Source organism: Pokkaliibacter sp. CJK22405, assembly GCF_046614695.1.
GTDB lineage: Bacteria > Pseudomonadota > Gammaproteobacteria > Pseudomonadales > Balneatricaceae > Pokkaliibacter.
Genome location: NZ_JBKKHQ010000012.1, coordinates 168,958 through 185,747, shown reverse-complemented (window position 1 = coordinate 185,747; position 16,790 = coordinate 168,958). Strand labels below are relative to the sequence as shown.

The window sequence follows — 16,790 nt, the reverse complement described above, 5'->3', positions numbered from 1 at the left end:
CTGGTCGACGCTTTACCTGTCATGGATAAAAAATGCTAAGGAGCGCGCATGACGCCACCCTCTGTTAAAGCCAGAGCCTGGCTATCCTCACTACTCTTTCTCTGTATGACGCTTTTTGCGATGCCTGGTCTGGCAGCAGAGTCCTCAACCACTTCCGCAGAAGGTGACAAAGCTTCCTATACCGAGCTTGCCAACCTTCTGGAGAATGACAAAAGCCGCGATGCGCTGATTCAGACGTTGCGCAACCTTGCTGATAACAAGGAGCAACCTGCCAGCGGTGCCGATGCGTCGGCGTCCGACAGCAGTAACGCCGATGCTGCCACAGCGGCCGCCAGCAGCGCAGACAACGAGCCGGGTTTACCGCGACAACTTGCCAACTCCACCAAAGCGCTGCTGGATAATATTGGTAGCCAGCTGAGTGCATCGGCGGATTCCCTGAGCGAGCTGACCTCTGGCAACGCCGACTCCGGGATCAACTGGACGGCAGTGGGCAAGGATGCGACGAAACTCGGGCTAACCATTGTCGCTGCGTTCGCGACATTCCTGGTGCTTCGCCTGCTGGGGGCGATGATTTATCGCAAGATCGATCTCTGGCTGTATCGAATCGCTGATCCGCAGTACGCCACGCCGAGCGCGCCGCTGCTGAGAAAAACCGCCGGAATTATTGGCGCAACGCTACTGGACGGCGTGATCGTCATTCTGGCCTACATGATCAGCAACGCGATCACCCTGGCGCTGATTGGTCACCGCGGCACCATTGATACCCAGTCCTCTTTGTTCCTCAACGGCTTTGTGCTGATTGAGCTTTTCAAAGTCATCCTGCGCCTGATTTTCTCACCCCGTTTTGCCTCACTGCGCCTGATGCCCATGAGCACCGAGGCAGCAAGTAAATGGGGGAACTGGCTGGCACTGATGGCGGGCTTCATCGGCTACACCATTCTGGTTATCGTCCCGATTCTCAAGCTTTATGAACTGGGTTCACTGGGTCAGATTCTTGAGCTGGTGGTGATGACAATTGCGCTGGTCTACGCCCTGATCATGATTATCGGTAACCGCAAGGAAGTGGCCGATGGCATTCTTGATCTGGCGTCCAACTCACAGATGGGCGTCACACAGGCCTGCTTGCGCATTCTGGCGCGAACCTGGTTCCTGATTGCTGTTGCCTACGTGGTGGGTCTGTTCCTGGTCACGCAATTGCGTCCTGATGATGCCCTGCCCTTTATGGCAGCAGCCACCATTAAAAGTCTGATTTGCATCGGCGTGGGTCTGCTGCTCTCCAGCCTGCTTGGCCACTTTATTGGCCACCGCATCACCCTGTCGGAGGAAATCCGTCGCAAGGTTCCCCTGCTGGAAAATCGCATTAACAGCTATATCCCGGCAGCACTTCGCGTGGTGCGTCTGATCCTGATGGCCATTGTGATCATACTGGTCATGAATGCCTGGGCGCTGTTTGACACCCTCACCTGGATTAAGTCCGAAGAAGGTGCCCACGTAATCGCCAGCATCGTGCATGTCGCACTGATCCTGCTGTTTGCTGCCCTGATCTGGCTGGTGACCGCCAGTGTGATCGAGCACAAGCTGAATCCTGAAACCGGCGGTGGTGCGCCTTCGGCTCGCGTGCAGACGCTGCTAGGCCTGTTCCGCAATGCCCTGGCCATCATCATCTGCACCATGACCGTACTGATCGTGCTGTCCGAGATTGGCATTGATATCGGCCCCTTGATTGCCGGTGCCGGTGTTCTGGGTCTGGCCATTGGTTTTGGTGCGCAAAAGCTGGTTCAGGACATTATTACCGGTGTCTTTATCCAGCTGGAAAACACCCTGAATACCGGTGATGTTGTTACTGCCGGTGGCGTCACCGGAACGGCTGAACGCCTGACTATCCGCTCGGTGGGTATCCGCGATCTGAACGGCACCTATCATCTGGTGCCCTTCTCCTCAGTCGATACCATTTCCAACTACATGAAAGGCTTCGGCTACCATGTGGGTGAATACGGTGTGGCCTATCGTGAAGATACCGACGAGGTACTGGTCCATCTGCAGAATGCCTTCGATGAGCTGATGGAAGATACCGATCACAACTTCAAAATTCTGGAGCCACTGGAAGTCCATGGCGTCACCGCCCTGGCCGACAGTTCCGTGAATGTCCGTGTTCGTATCAAGACCCGTCCTGGCGATCAGTGGGGTGTGGGCCGTGCCTACAACCGTCTGGTGAAACGTCACCTGGATGCCGCCGGTATCGAGATTCCGTTCCCGCACATGACCGTCTACTTTGGCGAAGACAAGGAAGGCAAGGCACCGCCCGCCAACCTGCGTTTTGCCAATGGCCCGCTGGCGAAAGAAGATGCCATCGAGCTGAAGGCTGAATCCAAAATGCTGGAAGGCAAAAAGCCACCCGTACGGGAGGAAGCCAAGCCGGTATCCGGTGAAGACTTTAACGACGCTGATTAAACCTGCTCGTTAACCGCTCAACCAAAGCCAGCCTCGCGCTGGCTTTTTTTGTTTCCACAAACAAAGTTCAGGCCACTCGGACAATTTTTTAAGAATTCTGCAGAAAGGTAGTAGCTACTGTAGATGGAATAGGTTAGAAACACTTGTTTCCAAACAAGTAAAAAACGTAAACAGTAAAACGCCTTATTTTTCGGCTGTCAGGGAGACTAAATGAGCGCATGGAAAGCGATTATCCTCGGACTGTGTCTGTTCGGGGCCTATCAGGGTTATCAGTCACATCAGCATAAAAAGATCACTCCGGTAGCCTTTGTACAACGCTCCGAGCTCAGTACATTTTTCAGCACTATAGCCAACAAACAGCTGAAGCATAGCCAGTCTTATCATGCCTTTATTGCCCAGTATGGACCTGCTGGTAACGCCCTTATCGAATCAGAAATGCGTGCAGCTATCGCCCGCTACCAGAGTGACTGGAATCAGAAAATGGCGGTGGCGCTGACCCAATACATAACACCAGCGGAGTTGCAGTCTATTTACAATGAGCGAGAAGACTCCTCTTACCGGCATAAGCTCAAGGGTTTTGCCCAGGAGATCGCCGTTGCCTCCTACCCGGACTGCAAACTTCTAATTGATAAGGCGATTAACGAAACCTTGCTTAACGCTCGTCAAAAGGTCTGAAGTACCTGATTACTGGAAGGCCACAGAGGATATGGCCTTAGACTCTCTGCGAATAACTACAACTCAAGAGACTCATTAAGAATGGAGATCATGCACTTTCTGCTACGCGTTTTTGATCTGCGCAATATTCAGAACTTCTTGGGTAACGTGAAAGAAAAGTTCGATATTGGCAGACCCCAGGTCACCCGTGGCGTAATCACTTTTAACTGTGACACACATGCTCGCCTCTACAAAAATGCCCCGATGATTCGCAATACCCATGAAGTTCGGCTTGCCATGTATAACGCGATTAAAAACCAGAAATTCTTCGTGTTGCAGATACCGGAAGGCACCAAAGTCGAGGCATCGATTACAGAATTGATGACAGCACACGGCGGCGAGATTCTGTTCGAGGCTCCGGAGGATTACACCGTCAGCATTTCCCACTTTACGGATAATCAGGAAGAGGTTGATACCTGGGTGTTAGGGACACAAAGCAGCTGGAATCAGCTCAAAAATTCGCTGAAATCTGATTGGCTCAAGTCCACCCTGCAGCTCGGCAGCACCTTCGATGAGTGGTCATTACAACGCCTCGAAAAAGAGATCAGCGGCGAGTCTCTTGACCATCGCAATATGGATCAGGAACTGGTGCAGAAGGCCATTAAACGCATGATCAATGACTGCAAACGCTACGGCGGTTATCTGCTGATTCAATAGACTAAAAACCTCACTATTTCTAACGCTTAACTCAAAGGCATCCATGACGGAAGCCTTAAACAACAAACCAATACAGGAAGTAAACATGATTAAGCAGTTCATTGCTGTAGCAGCACTGGCCACCTTAGTGACCGGATGTGCATCTGTTCCTATGGGTAACACGACACAGGATACACAACTCAAGTCATTCCCTGAGCCAGATGCGGGTAACGCAGGCATCTATGTATATCGTAACTCTGTGATGGGGTCGGGTCTGAAAAAGGACCTCTGGATTGATGACCAGTGCCTGGGTGAGTCGGCCTCTGGCATTTACTTTTATAAGCAAGTCCTTGGCAACCAAAACCATAAAGTGTCGACGGAATCCGAGTTCTCGCCTAATGATCTGATGGTTACCACAGAAGCGGGCAAGAACTACTTCATCAGACAATATATCAAGCCAGGTATGTTTGTGGGTGGCGCAAACCTTGAGCTGATGAGTGAGCAGGAAGGCGAAAAAGCCGTGGCCAAACTTAAACTTGCAGAGTCTGGCCATTGCAGTAAGTAAACAATGAAGTGAGGTTGCTTTAAGCCACCTCACTTGTTTGCCTCTGACAGGTAAGGAGGCACAATAAGCGCTCCATAAACATCAGGGAGCGCTTAGCCATGTGGCATCAGACTCAGGTTCGACTCAAACCGCGCAAACGGGGATTTCACCTGATTACCGACGAAATCCTGCAGGCGGTTCCTGAGATTCATCAACTGAAAGTCGGTCTCTGCCACGTGTTTATCCAGCACACCAGCGCCAGCCTTTCCCTCAATGAAAATGCCGACCCGACGGTTCGCATGGACATGGAAGAACATTTCAATCGCTATGTCCCTGAGCGGGCACCCTACTACCAGCATGACTATGAAGGGGATGACGATATGCCTGCACATATTAAAAATGTGCTGATTGGCTCCAGTGTCAGCCTGCCCATTCATCGCGGTGGTTTTCGTGTTGGCACCTGGCAGGGTATCTATCTATGTGAACACCGCGACCACGGCGGCTCCCGCTCAGTGATTATTACCCTGAACGGGGAGTGAACCTGCACTTACTTACTGACTGGCGACATACCCCACACCCAGCAACATGCGGTCGATCAGGCGATGAAGCTGCGGAACCGCTAAGGGCTCCTGTACAAAAATAGTCCGGTAGATCAGCGCACTGTAAACGCCATCAAGGACGTCATCCACCGTTGGCAGGCCTGTCTCACCCCGAGCGTTGGCGCGGTTCAGAATATGTTCGATCTGCACATTGGTGAACTGACAGCAACGTTCGGCCGGGCCCTGTTGCGCCGTGGACACGACATCCATCAGCAGCTGACGGCCCGGGCCGGAGCCTGTTTCGTCCAGACACTCTTCCAGCCAGCAATACAGGTCTGCCTTCAGGGAGCCATGATCGGCCGGCGGCACTTCCGGCTGCCAGGCCTCAACGGCGACATCGGCCAGCAGACTGGCAATATCGCCCCAGCGACGGTAAATCGTGGTCGGCGTGACACCAGCCCGCTGAGCAATTTGCGGCACGGTGATGGAGTCACGGCTCTGCTCTGCCAAGAGCGCATTCACCGCTTCATGAATAGCCTTTTGTACCCGGGCACTGCGGCCACCGGGGCGTAGCCCTTCACGCATACTTCCCCCCTGTTATCCCACCGTTGTTGTCAGTGTAAGCGTCTTGCTCAACGCACTGTTGCAACAACATAAAAGCTAATAATTTGCTTTAGTGCATTTTCAACGTTAGGTTAGCTTAAAGCTAATATTCAACTTTAGCCAGGAGCTAATGATGAGTTCAACCGCAACTCGCCCTGTACACAGCGATGCAGGGCAGGAACACTGGTCAACCCCGGCCATTCACGGCGCGATTCTGGCCACCTTTATGGCAGCCTCCAGCGCGCCAACCCCGCTGTACCACATGTATCAGCAAGCCTGGGGGTTTTCTTCCTCAACCCTGACGCTGATTTTCGCCATCTACGCCTTCGCCCTGCTGTTTGCCTTGCTGGTCGGCGGCAAGATTTCCGACCATATCGGTCGACGTCCGGTGATTTTCGCATCGCTGATTGTGGAAGCCATCGCCACCCTGCTGTTTACTCTTGCCTCTGACAGCAGCTGGCTGATCGCAGCGCGGCTGGTGCAGGGTCTGGCCACGGGTGTCGGCATGGCGTCCCTTGGCGCAGCACTGCTGGACGTCAACAAAGATCGCGGCGCACTGATCAACTCCATCACGCCATTGGGCGGCATGGCGCTGGGCGCTCTGGGCTGCACCTTGCTGGTACAGTTTGCTCCCGCGCCAATGCATCTGATTTATGACGTGCTACTGGCCATCATGATTCTCGGTGCCATCCTGATCTGGAAAACACCGGAAACAGCGGATGTGCACGCAGGCGCTCTCAGAAGCCTGAAACCCAGCATTCTGGTACCGCAGCGTGCCCGCGCGATGCTGCTGGCATTAAGTCCTCTGAACATTGCGATCTGGGGATTGGGAGGCTTTTATCTTTCCCTGATGCCGTCGCTGGTGGCCAAGGTTACCGGCTCTGAATCGCCATTACTTGGCGGTTTGACCGTCTCCTTGCTGACATTGAGCGGTGCCAGCGCTATTGCCTACCTGCGTAAACACGCCGCGCATCATGTGCTTTACCGTGGCGCAGCGTTGCTGACCGTCGGACTCGTAACCATCATTACCGCTTCAAATCTTGGGCTGGCGTGGTTGCTGCTGACCGGCAGCGTGATTGCGGGACTGGGCTTTGGTAGTGGTTTTTTGGGAGTGCTCAGAAGCCTGATGCCGCTGGCCAATCCACGCGAACGCGCAGGCCTGATGGCGGCTTACTATCTGGAGAGTTATCTGGCCTTCAGCGTTCCTGCCATGGGCGCAGGCGCGCTGGCGCATCATATTGGCCTGATTGCCACGGCCACCTGGTATGGCAGCGGCCAGATTGCATTGATCGTACTGGCGGTGGTGATTCTTCGCTTTACCAGCCGTCATCACCAGACACCGGAACCCGCCTGAGCGGGTCTCCGGTCAGGAGGGGTTTAACCGAAACGGCCGCGGTTCTGACGTTCGGTGTAATCCACCGCAGGCCCTTTGGGCACAATCCGCGTTGGGTTAATAGTCGGGTGACTGGTGAAATAGTGAGTCTTGATGTGATCCAGATTCACTGTCTCAGCGATCCCCGGCTGCTGATACAAATCACAGAGATAACCCCAGAGATTCGGGTAATCCTTAAGGCGCTTCAGGTTGCACTTAAAGTGACCGACATAGACCGGATCAAAGCGCACCAGAGTGGTGAATAACCGCCAGTCGGCTTCCGTGACTTCATTCCCGGTCAGATACCGATTCCCCGCCAGTTGCTGCTCGATGTCATCCAGGCGAGCAAACAGCGCGGTGACAGCTTCTTCGTAAGCCTCCTGCGACGTGGCAAAGCCGGACTTGTAAACGCCATTGTTCACATCGGGATAGATCACCGCATTCCAGGCATCAATGGCTTCACGCTTGTCTGCAGGGTAATAACTGCCGGGTCTGGCGCCGATGCCGTCAAAGGCGGTATCGAACATTCGGATAATATCCGCCGACTCGTTACTGACGATGGTATTGCGCTGCTTATCCCAGAGGACGGGCACCGTAACGCGCCCGCTATAGTGAGGGTCCGCCGCCAGATACACCTCGTACATAAAGCGCGCCTGATGCAGCGGATCAGCAATCACACCCTCACCGGGAGCAAAGCTCCAGCCGTTTTCGCCCATGTGCGGATGCACCACACTGACGGAAATCATCTCCTCCAGCCCCTTGAGTTTGCGATAAATCAGGGTGCGATGCGCCCAGGGACAGGCCAGTGAGACATAAAGATGATAGCGACCGGACTGCGCAGCAAAACCTGCCTCCCCCGTTGGGCCTGCACTGCCATCCGCCGTCACCCAGTGGCGAAACTGCGATTCGCTACGCTTGAAGCGCCCACCGGTCGAGGCCGTGTCATACCACTGGTCATGCCAGACCCCATCGACTAAAAGCCCCATAAAACCTGCCCCCGTTACTGTCAGAAAGTGATCTCTTCTATGTAAGACCTTCTCCCCGTAATTACGACCCTGACGACCGTTTTTAATTCGAATTAATTGTTCGAGTCATCCACGAAGGAACGAAAACCCAGAACGTTTTCTGCACCTTTGAGGCTCACCGTCGCGGTTCTTCCGGCGATCAGGGCGACATGATCCGGCACATGATCCAGCGCGATACGCACGGGAATACGCTGGGCCAGTCGAATCCAGCTGAAGGTCGGCGTTACATTGGCCAGCAAGGAGCCCGGCGCCGTCGAGCGCTGGCGATCAGCAATGCCTGCGGATCGCCCTTCCACATGGCCTTCAATCAGCTTGCTCTCTCCCATGATGCGGACAGTGACCGGCGCACCATCATGAATGTAGGGCAGCTTGGTTTCCTCAAAGTAGCCAACGACGTAATAACTGTGGCGATCCACAATCGCCATCACAGGCTGGCCGGCAGTGGCATAGGCACCGGGGCGCAGGGAGAAGTTGGTGATAACGCCATCCACGGGTGAGCGCACTTCGGCACGTTCAAGGTTTATTTGCGCCAGATCCCGCGAGGCCTTGGCCGCATCGACACGAGCACGGTCCTGCGCGGCCAGATAGCGGCGGTCATCTTTTTCCTGCTGGGAGGCTGCACTGTTGGAAAGCTGCTGATAGCGGTTGAATTCCCGCTGGGCCGACTCGTAATTGGCCTCGGCACTTTCCAGTGCGGCATTGGCCTGATCCAGGGCATTCTGCAGACGCGCCTTGTCGACCACGAACAGCAGATCCCCCTTGTTGACCACCTGATTGTCGTGCACCAGCACCTGATCCACCCGCCCGGAGACATCTGCGGCCAGTGGCACAACGTCTGCCACCACCTTGCCATCACGGGTTTGCGGCGCGTAGGTGTAATAGGTGTAGAGATGCCAGATCACCAACGCCGCGAGGATCACCACCACCGCCGTCACTAACCAGCGGATACTTCGGCTAAGCCAGGATGTCTTCATAAAAGCCTCAAGGAGTCGTCATAAGTCGAAGAACAGTAAACACCCCGCCTGTCAGCAGCAGGAACAGAGCGCTATCAAACAGGGTGCGCTGGGCGATAAAGCGATAGCCCCCGGCCTTATCAATCAGCCAGGAGACGCCGATACGAATAAAAAACGCCATCAGCATGCACAGCAGCAACGGCGAGATAAAAATCCCGCCAAGATTAAGTTCACCGATCATGGTGCAGTCCGTCAGACACTAAGGGTTTCATCAAGCAGTTATTCTCATTCAACAAAGCTCATCAGGCAGACGCTGCAAGCTCGGTGCTGCCATCGGCACGGCGATAACTCAAGCGCCATGGGGAGGCGCTCTCAAACACGCCAAGGCGAATACCGGTCAGCGCACGCAGGATATCCAGACGTTGTGGATGCTCGGAATACCAGAGATCACGCAGGCTTTGATCGAGTTGCTGCAGTAGCTCATCACTGGGCGTACGCGCTTTAAGATCCCGCGCCAGCGTCGCCAGCACACCAAAAAGCTGCGCTGCCACTGGCCCTTCCAGCTGTCGAAGCAGGATCCGAAGATCAGCGATATTGGCGCCAATACGCAGCCGCCTGAGCAGAATAAAGCTCTCTTCCAGCTGACCGCCCGGCACCAGTCGCGGCGTCATCGAGGCGATACGGTCCAGGGCGCGGTACAGATAGGCTTCCTTGCGCCGTAGCGTTGCCCGCTCGATGAGTTTCAGACGGTCATCCAGCTCCTGCTGGCGATAACCTTCAAGCACACTGACCACGCCCCAGCTCCGAAAGAAGCTGACCGAGACAAAGCCCACGTAGATGCCGAGCAGGTTGGCCACACCGGCATCCAGAAAGAAGCCGAAGTCCCACGGACTGTAGGTTCCCTGCAGGTTGATGGAGCTTAGCCCGACCGCCAGCAGCAGAATCGCCATCGGGTTGACCGCCGCCCAGATGCCAAGCGGTACCATCAGACAGGCCATCGCCATGACAAAGAGCGGAAAATTCGTCGCCATCGGCAACAGGCCATAACAGAGGACGCCCGCCAGCGTCAGCGCCAGCAAGGCAAAGCGGCCAAACTTGGCGATCCCCTTGCCGGGTTCATCACCGCCGCCAAAAAAGGCCAGACCGATGACCCCAAGCAGTACCATGTTCGGCCCCTGGGACCAGCCCGTGTAGTACCAGATCAGGCTGAGAATGGTGTAGGCCGTTCCCACGCTAAGCGCCATTCGCACGGCCAGATTCAGATCCGGCGGCAATGGAAAGGCTCGCGTTTCCTTCAGCTCTTTCATGAGCCTGCCGGAAAGAGGACGATGCTCGTACATGGAATCATGCAGCTGCCAGACCTCTTCCCAGTAACGGCTTAGCCGCCCTAACAGATCCGCCAGCTGGTCATGCACCAGACTGAGCCAGGGTACATCCTCGGCGGATGCGGCCGGGTGCTGGCGCAACGCCGCAATCACCTCTGGCGTCAGCTGCTGACGGCTGTGCAGCTGCTGGGTGATCTCATCCAGCGTGGGCTGCAATAATTCACGATCCGCTTCCGACAGCTGCGCCAGGCGCCCGCGGATGGCGGACAAGAGCGGTGCAATTCGCATTAACCGGTGCTGAATCGCCAGCGCACAGCGCAGCTCAAAACGGCTGATGGAAGGGTCATAACGAAACTGGCTGATCAGCTGTGACAAGGAGGCGATATCCGCCAAGGTTTTCAGTCGATCATGAGCAATAGCGGTGTCACTGCTCTGGTGGGACAGGATATCCGTCAGCCATTTTTCCACGTCAGGCAGCCAGCTTTGCATGCGCTGATGCAGCATCGGCGCCATGGAGCGCGGGGCGATGATACTGTCGATCAGCACGGTGGAAACCACGCCCAGACAAATCTCCGTACAACGCGCCACCACGGTATTGAACATGGTTTCCGGGCTGTTGATACCGGCCACCGCCACCAGCATCAGGGTAATGCCGCCCAGCTGAAAGCCATAGGCACGCGGCGTGCGATCAATAAAGGACAGGCCAAAACTGATGGCCGCAACAAGGCCGGTACAAACCACCAGCACCAGCGGCACACTCGCCAGCACTGAGACCAGCGCCAGCGTGATAATGCCCGCGCCAATCGTCCCGCAGATACGATACACCGCCTTGGAACGCAGGGCGCCCATGGTCGGGTTCATCACCACACAGCAGGTCACCATCGCCCAGTATGGCTGCGGCAGCCCCATTTTTACCGCCACGGCAAAGGCCAGCATCGCAGCAATAAAGAGTCGTAAGGCAAAAACGACCTGAAACCCACGGATTTTCACGATGCAGGCTGCTCCTGCTGATCGCCATCGGCCACGGATGCCTCCAAAGCGTTTTTGCCTTGTCCGGGCTTTTGCAGATAACTGGCCAGACGCTGATCAAACTGGCGCAGCACCTTTACGCAAAGGTTAACCTCATCCTCCGGCAAATCCCCCAGTACGGTTTCACGCAGTTCAGCGACCCGCGCCTCAACTTCAGCCGCCATCTCCTGTCCAAGTTCCGTGAGATACACCCGCTTGGAGCGCCGGTCGGTTTCTGATGTTTGCCGAACCACCCAGCCAGAGCTTTCTGCCTGATCCAGAGAACGCGCCATTGCACCGGGATTCACACCGATTTCATCCGCAAGGGCCGCCTGGGTCAGACCGCCGCCCTGACGGGAGGTAATAAGAATAATGCTCGCCATCGACATCGAAAGACCGGTGGCCTCGAAAGTCTGACTGGCAGCCTGAAACCAGCTGCGCCGCAAAGGCTGCAACAGTGTCGTCAGGGCAAAAAGTGAGGCGGCTTTAGCATCCGGCATGAGGAAACTCCATTAGCAACAGCCCATCTTATTAAGGCAGTCTTGCGGGTAATGCCTGAATTGAGCGTAGACCCTGCCGGGTAATACGCCCACTCGCCCGAACCTTTGTTTCAATAAGGCATAGTTTCAATAAGGCATAGTTTCAGTCAGGCATACGTACAGCAGCCTTGGTGCTGAAACGATAAGGCCAACTCCGGGAGCGAGAATAATAGTTGCTTAAGCAACTTTTCTAAACCACCTTCCTGCAGTTTATCTGCCGACATAGTGTTGCAGTCTGCTCTCTTGCGAGGCCTTGGAGACGCCTGAATTCGGGTGCCGGAGCGCTTCTTCACTGTACAGCGACGGACTGTTTACAGATATGACATTGAATACAACGACTACCATGTATACATTGCATCCATCGTAAACAGTTAAGAAGAAGAGTTTGTCATGAAAGATGAAGGCAAATCCCAGGTGGTCTCTGTCCGCCTGAACCCGGAGCAGCTGGAATTTCTGAGCCAGCTTAAAGGTGAACTGGAGCTGGACATGGAAACCGAGGTGTCCATGGCAACAGTGATCCGCCGTATCCTGTCGCGCTACATCAGCAAACATAAAGGCAGCCAAAAGCGTGGCGGTGGTCCGGCGCGGGTCGAAGCCCTTGAGCAGCGGCTGACGGAACTCGAAGCACGCCTCGCCGCACTGGAATCGGCACAGCACTGATCCCTCGCTTCATTCCTTGCTGCCCCCATCAAAACAACAAAGGAGCCACTCATGGCTGGTCCCGGCATGCGCCTGCTGGAGGTTGTTGCCTCCGAACGTATTACTCCCAACATGCAACGCATCACCCTTGGTGGTGAGTCCATGCACGACTTTCCTGAAGGCAAGGAAAGCGCCAACCTGAAGCTCCTGTTGCCACGCGCCTGGCAGAAGCAACCAGTGCTGGAAGCCTTCCGGACCAAAAGCCCGGAAAGCCCCATCGTCCGCACCTACACCGTCCGCAGCTTTGATGCGGTCAATAAGCATCTGGTCATCGACTTTGCCATGCATGGCGATGGCGGCCCTGCCAGCAACTGGGCGAAACATGCAGCAGTGGGCGATACCATCGGTGTCGCAGGCCCCGGCCCCATCAAACTCGACCCGAGTCACTGTGAATGGTTTCTGGTCATGGCCGACATGACCGGCCTGCCTGCGGCCTCGGCCTTTCTGGAAAAACTGCCTGCGACCGCCAAAGGTATGGCGATGTTTGAAATCACCGCTGAAGAAGATGCCCAGAAGCTGAATGTCCCCGAAGGCATTGAGGTTCACTGGCGTGTGCATGCGCATCCCCACAACCCCAGTTACGCCATGCTGGATGTGGCGCGCGCACTGGACTGGCCAGAAAGCATGGACAATGTCTGTGTGTTCGCGGCCGCAGAAGCTCACGGAGTGAAAGCGCTGCGCGATCATGTGCTGAAAGAGCGCGGTGTACCTCGGGCGCAAACCTACCTCAGCCCTTACTGGAAGATCGGTCTGGTGGAAGACCAGCACCAGCAGCTCAAGCGTGAGGAAGCCAAGGCCGAAGAAGCCTGATTGCGCGACTTGCGCCAGTCCGATTGACCATAAAAAAACGCCGGTGATCCGGCGTTTTTTGTTGCACTCAAACGAGCCTGGGCATTAGCCCTGATAGGCGGCCATATCAATCACAAAGCGGTATTTCACATCGCCTTTGATCATACGGTCGTAGGCACCGTTGATGTCTTCCATCTTGATCATTTCCACATCGCAGGTGATGCCGTGCTTTGCAGAGAAATCCAGCACTTCCTGCGTTTCGGCAATACCGCCAATCAGCGAGCCGACCAGACGGCGACGCTTCATGATCAGGTTGGCACCGTGCACCGGCGGGTTATCCATTGGCTCAATCAGCCCCACCATGATGTGCGTTCCATCGTACTTCAGGGCATTGAGGTAGGGGTTGAGGTCATGCTGCACCGGCACCGTATCCAGCATGAAATCAAAGCTTTCCGTCGCAGCTGCCATCTGGGCCTCATCGGTGGAGATGATCACATGGTCGGCGCCCTGCTTCTTGGCCTCAGCCACCTTGCTTTCGCTGCGGGTGAAAATCGTCACTTCCGCGCCCAGCGCCTTGGCGTATTTAACGCCCATGTGGCCGAGGCCACCCATACCAATCACACCGATCTTATGGCCTTTGCCCACACCGTAGTGCTTTAGCGGTGAATAGGTCGTGATACCGGCACACAGAATCGGCGCGGCGGATTTGATATCCAGCGCATCGGGGATTTTCACCACAAAGTTCTGGGTGACGACGATCTGTTTGGAGTAGCCGCCAAAGGTCGGCAGGTTATCGGAGAATTTGTGGGTGCCGTTGTACGTCGGCACCATGCCTTCCAGACAATACTGCTCAAGATCATCTTTACAGGCGCTGCACTGCTGGCAGCTTTCCACCATGCAACCGACACCCACCATGTCGCCGACTTTATACTTTTTAACCTCGCTGCCCACAGCGGCAACACGGCCAATAATTTCGTGCCCGGGCACCATGGGGTACATGGAACCGCCCCACTCATCACGCGCCTGGTGAATATCCGAGTGGCACACACCACTGTAGAGAATCTCGATAGTCACATCGTCGGCCCGTGGGTCACGACGCTCAAAAGTAAAAGGCTTCAGCGGAGAAGTTGCAGATTCGGCGGCGTATCCTAAAACGTTCAGCATGATCATTCCTTTTATTGTTGGGGTCTGTCGTTGGCACAGTCACAGGCAAGGGATGGGCATTAAGGCCCGCAGGTTTCGGTCTTGCCTGACGATCCGTCAAGGAGGCGATGACCTCCGACAGACCACCTGCACTTCAGTCACCCAAGCGAGTAACCAAAGCGCCAGCATGTCGACAGACGTCCCCATCACGGTCTTTTTCCTCGCTCATACTGCCGGGGCCATTCTCACCCTCCGGCAAAGCACGAGACGTGAGCCATGCACTTAAGGTCAAAACCGGGAAAGATCAAACCAGCGAAGCAGAGTCCACGATGACAACGGAGATGATCATTACTGCGCAAAGCTTGCCTAATCCTCCAGAAGTGAGGAACAGGCACTGGCGAACTCGCGCGCGCAAGGCCATGATGATGGGCATTCTGAGATGAGCGAGTTCAGCCCATGCCCGAACGACATGAACAATTCGACAAAACGTCCGCCGAGCTTCGCTCCGGCCCGACAGACCATGCCCTGACTTCTGTGACCCGTAATGAGGTTGTATTGCCGGCAGTCTCGGCCGATGCCATCGCCAGTGAAGCACAACGGACCGCCTGCCTGAATGAGCAAACCTCTCGTCTGGCGGCACTGATTGCCCGCCACCAGCCGGAACCCGGCTTCAGCCCCGTGCCTGAGCTTGGCATCAACCTGATCCGCTCTCACATCAGCCAGAGCCGTGGCCCCTTCATTTACGAACCCGGCATGGTGATTGTGGCTCAGGGCGACAAGATCGGCTTTCTCGGCAATCAGGTCTTTGAGTACAACCCCGGCAAATATCTGGTGCAGATGCTACCGCTGCCCTTTGAATGCCAGCATATTGCCAGCCCGGAAGTGCCACTGCTGGCCGTGAGTCTTAGCCTCGACATGAGCCTCTTTGCCAGCATGGCGCGGCAACTGCTGGACGATGCCCCGCTGCGCGAAGCCTCTCGCGCCGAGGACTGCACCACTGATGCCGAAGCCATGACGGCGATACCCATGCACGCCAACCTGAGTGAAGCCCTGATCCGCCTACTCAGTTTGCTGGATGATCCCCAAGGCATGCGGGTGCTGGGCGAAGCGCGTCTTAAGGAAGTGATGTATGAAGCCCTGCGCGGCCCTTATGGCTCAAGACTGCAACACCTGCTGAACAGTCATTCACAGTTCTCACGCATCTTTCGGGCACTGGGGCAGCTGCACAGCAATTACACTTCCAGCCTGAATGTGGATGCGCTTGCCAGTCAGGCCAACATGAGCACTTCCAGCTTTCACCAGCACTTCCGCCAGATCACCGCGACCTCGCCGCTACAGTACATCAAGCGTTTGCGTCTGCTGCGGGCACGCCAGTTGATTTACGAAGGCAGCGCGACCGTCAGTAGCGCGGCGATGGATGTCGGCTATGAAAGCCCATCGCAGTTCAGCCGGGAATACAAACGTTACTTTGGCGTGCCACCCAAGGAAGACCGGGCGCAGGCCGCCACCGCTTTGACGGCCTGACCTGTCAGGTAAAACGTTTACCCTTCCCCAATGAAAAAGCCCCGACAACTCGGGGCTTTTTTTGCTTAAGGGGTTTTCAGTGAATCCCGGAAGGCGCGGGTTAGCGGGGCATCACGTTGGCCATAGCGGCAGATCAGCACCAGCTCACGGTGGAAGGTCATCTCACCCAGGCTTAACTTGCGAATTCCTTCCGCACGCTGGTGCCAAAGACCGGCTTCCGGCAACAGCGCCACGCCAAGCCCGCACTCCACCATCCGCACAATGGCATCCAGCTCATCCAGCTCCATCACGGTGGTCGGCGTCAACCGTTGCTGACGCAGAAACCGTGACACCAGACGCCCGCCAAAGGAGTGCCGGTCATAGCGAATAAAGGGCTGGGTTTGCAGCAGATGCAAGGGATCATCCCCCTCGACGGACGGCGGCACCAGGAGTACGAAGGGCTCGCGAGCGACCGGCTCCGTATGCAGCTCTTTCGGTAGCGGAAAGGATGGCCGGATAATCAGCGCCAGATCCAGCTCCCCGGCATCCACCTGATTAAACAACTGCAGCGACACCCCCGGCACCAGCTTGGTTTCCACCCCCGGCGCGCGCTGGCGTAAACGCACCAGCACCTCAGGCAACAGGCCCGTCTGCACCGTATTGATCGCCCCGAGGCGTAACTCACCGCGAAAATCCTCCAGCTGCGCCGGTGTCGCCATCTGCTGATACAACCCGAGGATTTCCTCCGCCAGCGCCAGCGCCCGCTTACCTGCAGCGTTCAGTACCGCCGAACGGCCGGTCCGATCAAACAGCGCCTGACCCAAGCTTTCCTCCAACTGGCGAATCTGCGCACTCACTGCGGATTGCGTCAGCCCGACCTTGGCTCCCGCCGCCGCAAAGGAGCCGCAGTGGCAGACGCTGACAAAGGTTTTCAGTTCTCGAATCAT

Annotated in this window: 17 protein-coding genes; 9 read left to right on the top strand and 8 right to left on the bottom strand. The window is 55.9% G+C overall.

Features of this window, described 5'->3' with window-relative positions; genetic code table 11:
• Window positions 1-48: 48 nt before the first annotated feature.
• The 5 genes from ybiO to ACKC9G_RS08075 all read left to right on the top strand — a co-directional run bounded on the left by ybiO (window position 49) and on the right by ACKC9G_RS08075 (window position 4,884).
• Window positions 49-2,451: a mechanosensitive channel protein gene (gene ybiO / locus ACKC9G_RS08095; RefSeq protein WP_411404435.1), complete on the top strand. Its 2,403-nt coding sequence runs from the start codon at window positions 49-51 to the stop codon at window positions 2,449-2,451.
• Window positions 2,452-2,661: 210 nt separating this feature from the next.
• Window positions 2,662-3,126 carry a hypothetical protein gene (locus tag ACKC9G_RS08090; protein ID WP_411404434.1) on the top strand — a complete coding sequence of 155 codons (465 nt, stop codon included), beginning with the start codon at window positions 2,662-2,664 and terminating at the stop codon, window positions 3,124-3,126.
• A 90-nt stretch (window positions 3,127-3,216) separates the two neighbouring features.
• Complete coding sequence (locus ACKC9G_RS08085; protein WP_411404433.1) at window positions 3,217-3,822, top strand: hypothetical protein; 606 nt, start codon at window positions 3,217-3,219, stop codon at window positions 3,820-3,822.
• A gap of 85 nt (window positions 3,823-3,907) precedes the next feature.
• The gene (locus ACKC9G_RS08080) at window positions 3,908-4,366 is read left to right on the top strand and encodes a DUF2846 domain-containing protein (protein WP_411404432.1); all 459 of its coding nucleotides are present in this window, start codon (window positions 3,908-3,910) and stop codon (window positions 4,364-4,366) included.
• Between the two features lie 98 nt (window positions 4,367-4,464).
• Window positions 4,465-4,884: a secondary thiamine-phosphate synthase enzyme YjbQ gene (locus tag ACKC9G_RS08075; protein WP_411404431.1), complete on the top strand. Its 420-nt coding sequence runs from the start codon at window positions 4,465-4,467 to the stop codon at window positions 4,882-4,884.
• A gap of 12 nt (window positions 4,885-4,896) precedes the next feature.
• On the opposite strand, the gene ACKC9G_RS08070 is transcribed toward ACKC9G_RS08075, so the two are convergent.
• On the bottom strand, window positions 4,897-5,469 hold the full coding sequence (locus tag ACKC9G_RS08070) for a TetR/AcrR family transcriptional regulator (RefSeq protein WP_411404430.1): 573 nt from the start codon (window positions 5,467-5,469) through the stop codon (window positions 4,897-4,899).
• A gap of 151 nt (window positions 5,470-5,620) precedes the next feature.
• Between ACKC9G_RS08070 and ACKC9G_RS08065 the strand changes: the two genes are divergently transcribed.
• On the top strand, window positions 5,621-6,841 hold the full coding sequence (locus tag ACKC9G_RS08065; RefSeq protein WP_411404429.1) for an MFS transporter: 1,221 nt from the start codon (window positions 5,621-5,623) through the stop codon (window positions 6,839-6,841).
• 23 nt (window positions 6,842-6,864) lie between these two features.
• Here ACKC9G_RS08065 and ACKC9G_RS08060 read toward each other — a convergent pair whose 3' ends face one another.
• From ACKC9G_RS08060 to ACKC9G_RS08040, 5 genes are all read right to left on the bottom strand, one after another.
• Window positions 6,865-7,845, bottom strand: a complete 981-nt coding sequence (locus ACKC9G_RS08060; protein ID WP_411404428.1) for a glutathione S-transferase family protein — start codon at window positions 7,843-7,845, stop codon at window positions 6,865-6,867.
• A 92-nt stretch (window positions 7,846-7,937) separates the two neighbouring features.
• Entirely contained in the window at window positions 7,938-8,858 is a 921-nt protein-coding gene (locus ACKC9G_RS08055) for an efflux RND transporter periplasmic adaptor subunit (protein WP_411404427.1), read from the bottom strand.
• Window positions 8,859-8,865: 7 nt separating this feature from the next.
• Complete coding sequence (locus ACKC9G_RS08050) at window positions 8,866-9,078, bottom strand: DUF1656 domain-containing protein (protein WP_411404426.1); 213 nt, start codon at window positions 9,076-9,078, stop codon at window positions 8,866-8,868.
• A gap of 61 nt (window positions 9,079-9,139) precedes the next feature.
• A complete protein-coding gene (locus ACKC9G_RS08045) occupies window positions 9,140-11,152 on the bottom strand; it encodes an FUSC family protein (RefSeq protein WP_411404425.1) in 2,013 nt (670 codons plus the stop codon).
• Window positions 11,149-11,670 carry a MarR family winged helix-turn-helix transcriptional regulator gene (locus ACKC9G_RS08040; protein ID WP_411404424.1) on the bottom strand — a complete coding sequence of 174 codons (522 nt, stop codon included), beginning with the start codon at window positions 11,668-11,670 and terminating at the stop codon, window positions 11,149-11,151. The genes ACKC9G_RS08045 and ACKC9G_RS08040 overlap by 4 nt, the downstream gene beginning before the upstream one ends.
• A 429-nt stretch (window positions 11,671-12,099) precedes the next feature.
• Between ACKC9G_RS08040 and ACKC9G_RS08035 the strand changes: the two genes are divergently transcribed.
• Together ACKC9G_RS08035 and ACKC9G_RS08030 are read left to right on the top strand one after the other, a co-directional pair.
• The gene (locus ACKC9G_RS08035) at window positions 12,100-12,369 is read left to right on the top strand and encodes a hypothetical protein (RefSeq protein WP_411404423.1); all 270 of its coding nucleotides are present in this window, start codon (window positions 12,100-12,102) and stop codon (window positions 12,367-12,369) included.
• Window positions 12,370-12,420: 51 nt separating this feature from the next.
• Complete coding sequence (locus ACKC9G_RS08030; RefSeq protein ID WP_411404422.1) at window positions 12,421-13,218, top strand: siderophore-interacting protein; 798 nt, start codon at window positions 12,421-12,423, stop codon at window positions 13,216-13,218.
• Between the two features lie 84 nt (window positions 13,219-13,302).
• Here the strand turns inward: ACKC9G_RS08030 and ACKC9G_RS08025 are convergent, their stop codons facing one another.
• Complete coding sequence (locus ACKC9G_RS08025) at window positions 13,303-14,361, bottom strand: NAD(P)-dependent alcohol dehydrogenase (protein WP_411404421.1); 1,059 nt, start codon at window positions 14,359-14,361, stop codon at window positions 13,303-13,305.
• 435 nt (window positions 14,362-14,796) lie between these two features.
• Between ACKC9G_RS08025 and ACKC9G_RS08020 the strand changes: the two genes are divergently transcribed.
• Complete coding sequence (locus ACKC9G_RS08020) at window positions 14,797-15,864, top strand: AraC family transcriptional regulator N-terminal domain-containing protein (RefSeq protein WP_411404420.1); 1,068 nt, start codon at window positions 14,797-14,799, stop codon at window positions 15,862-15,864.
• Between the two features lie 65 nt (window positions 15,865-15,929).
• Here ACKC9G_RS08020 and ACKC9G_RS08015 read toward each other — a convergent pair whose 3' ends face one another.
• Window positions 15,930-16,790, bottom strand: coding sequence for a LysR family transcriptional regulator (locus ACKC9G_RS08015; protein ID WP_411404419.1), 861 nt, complete (start codon window positions 16,788-16,790; stop codon window positions 15,930-15,932).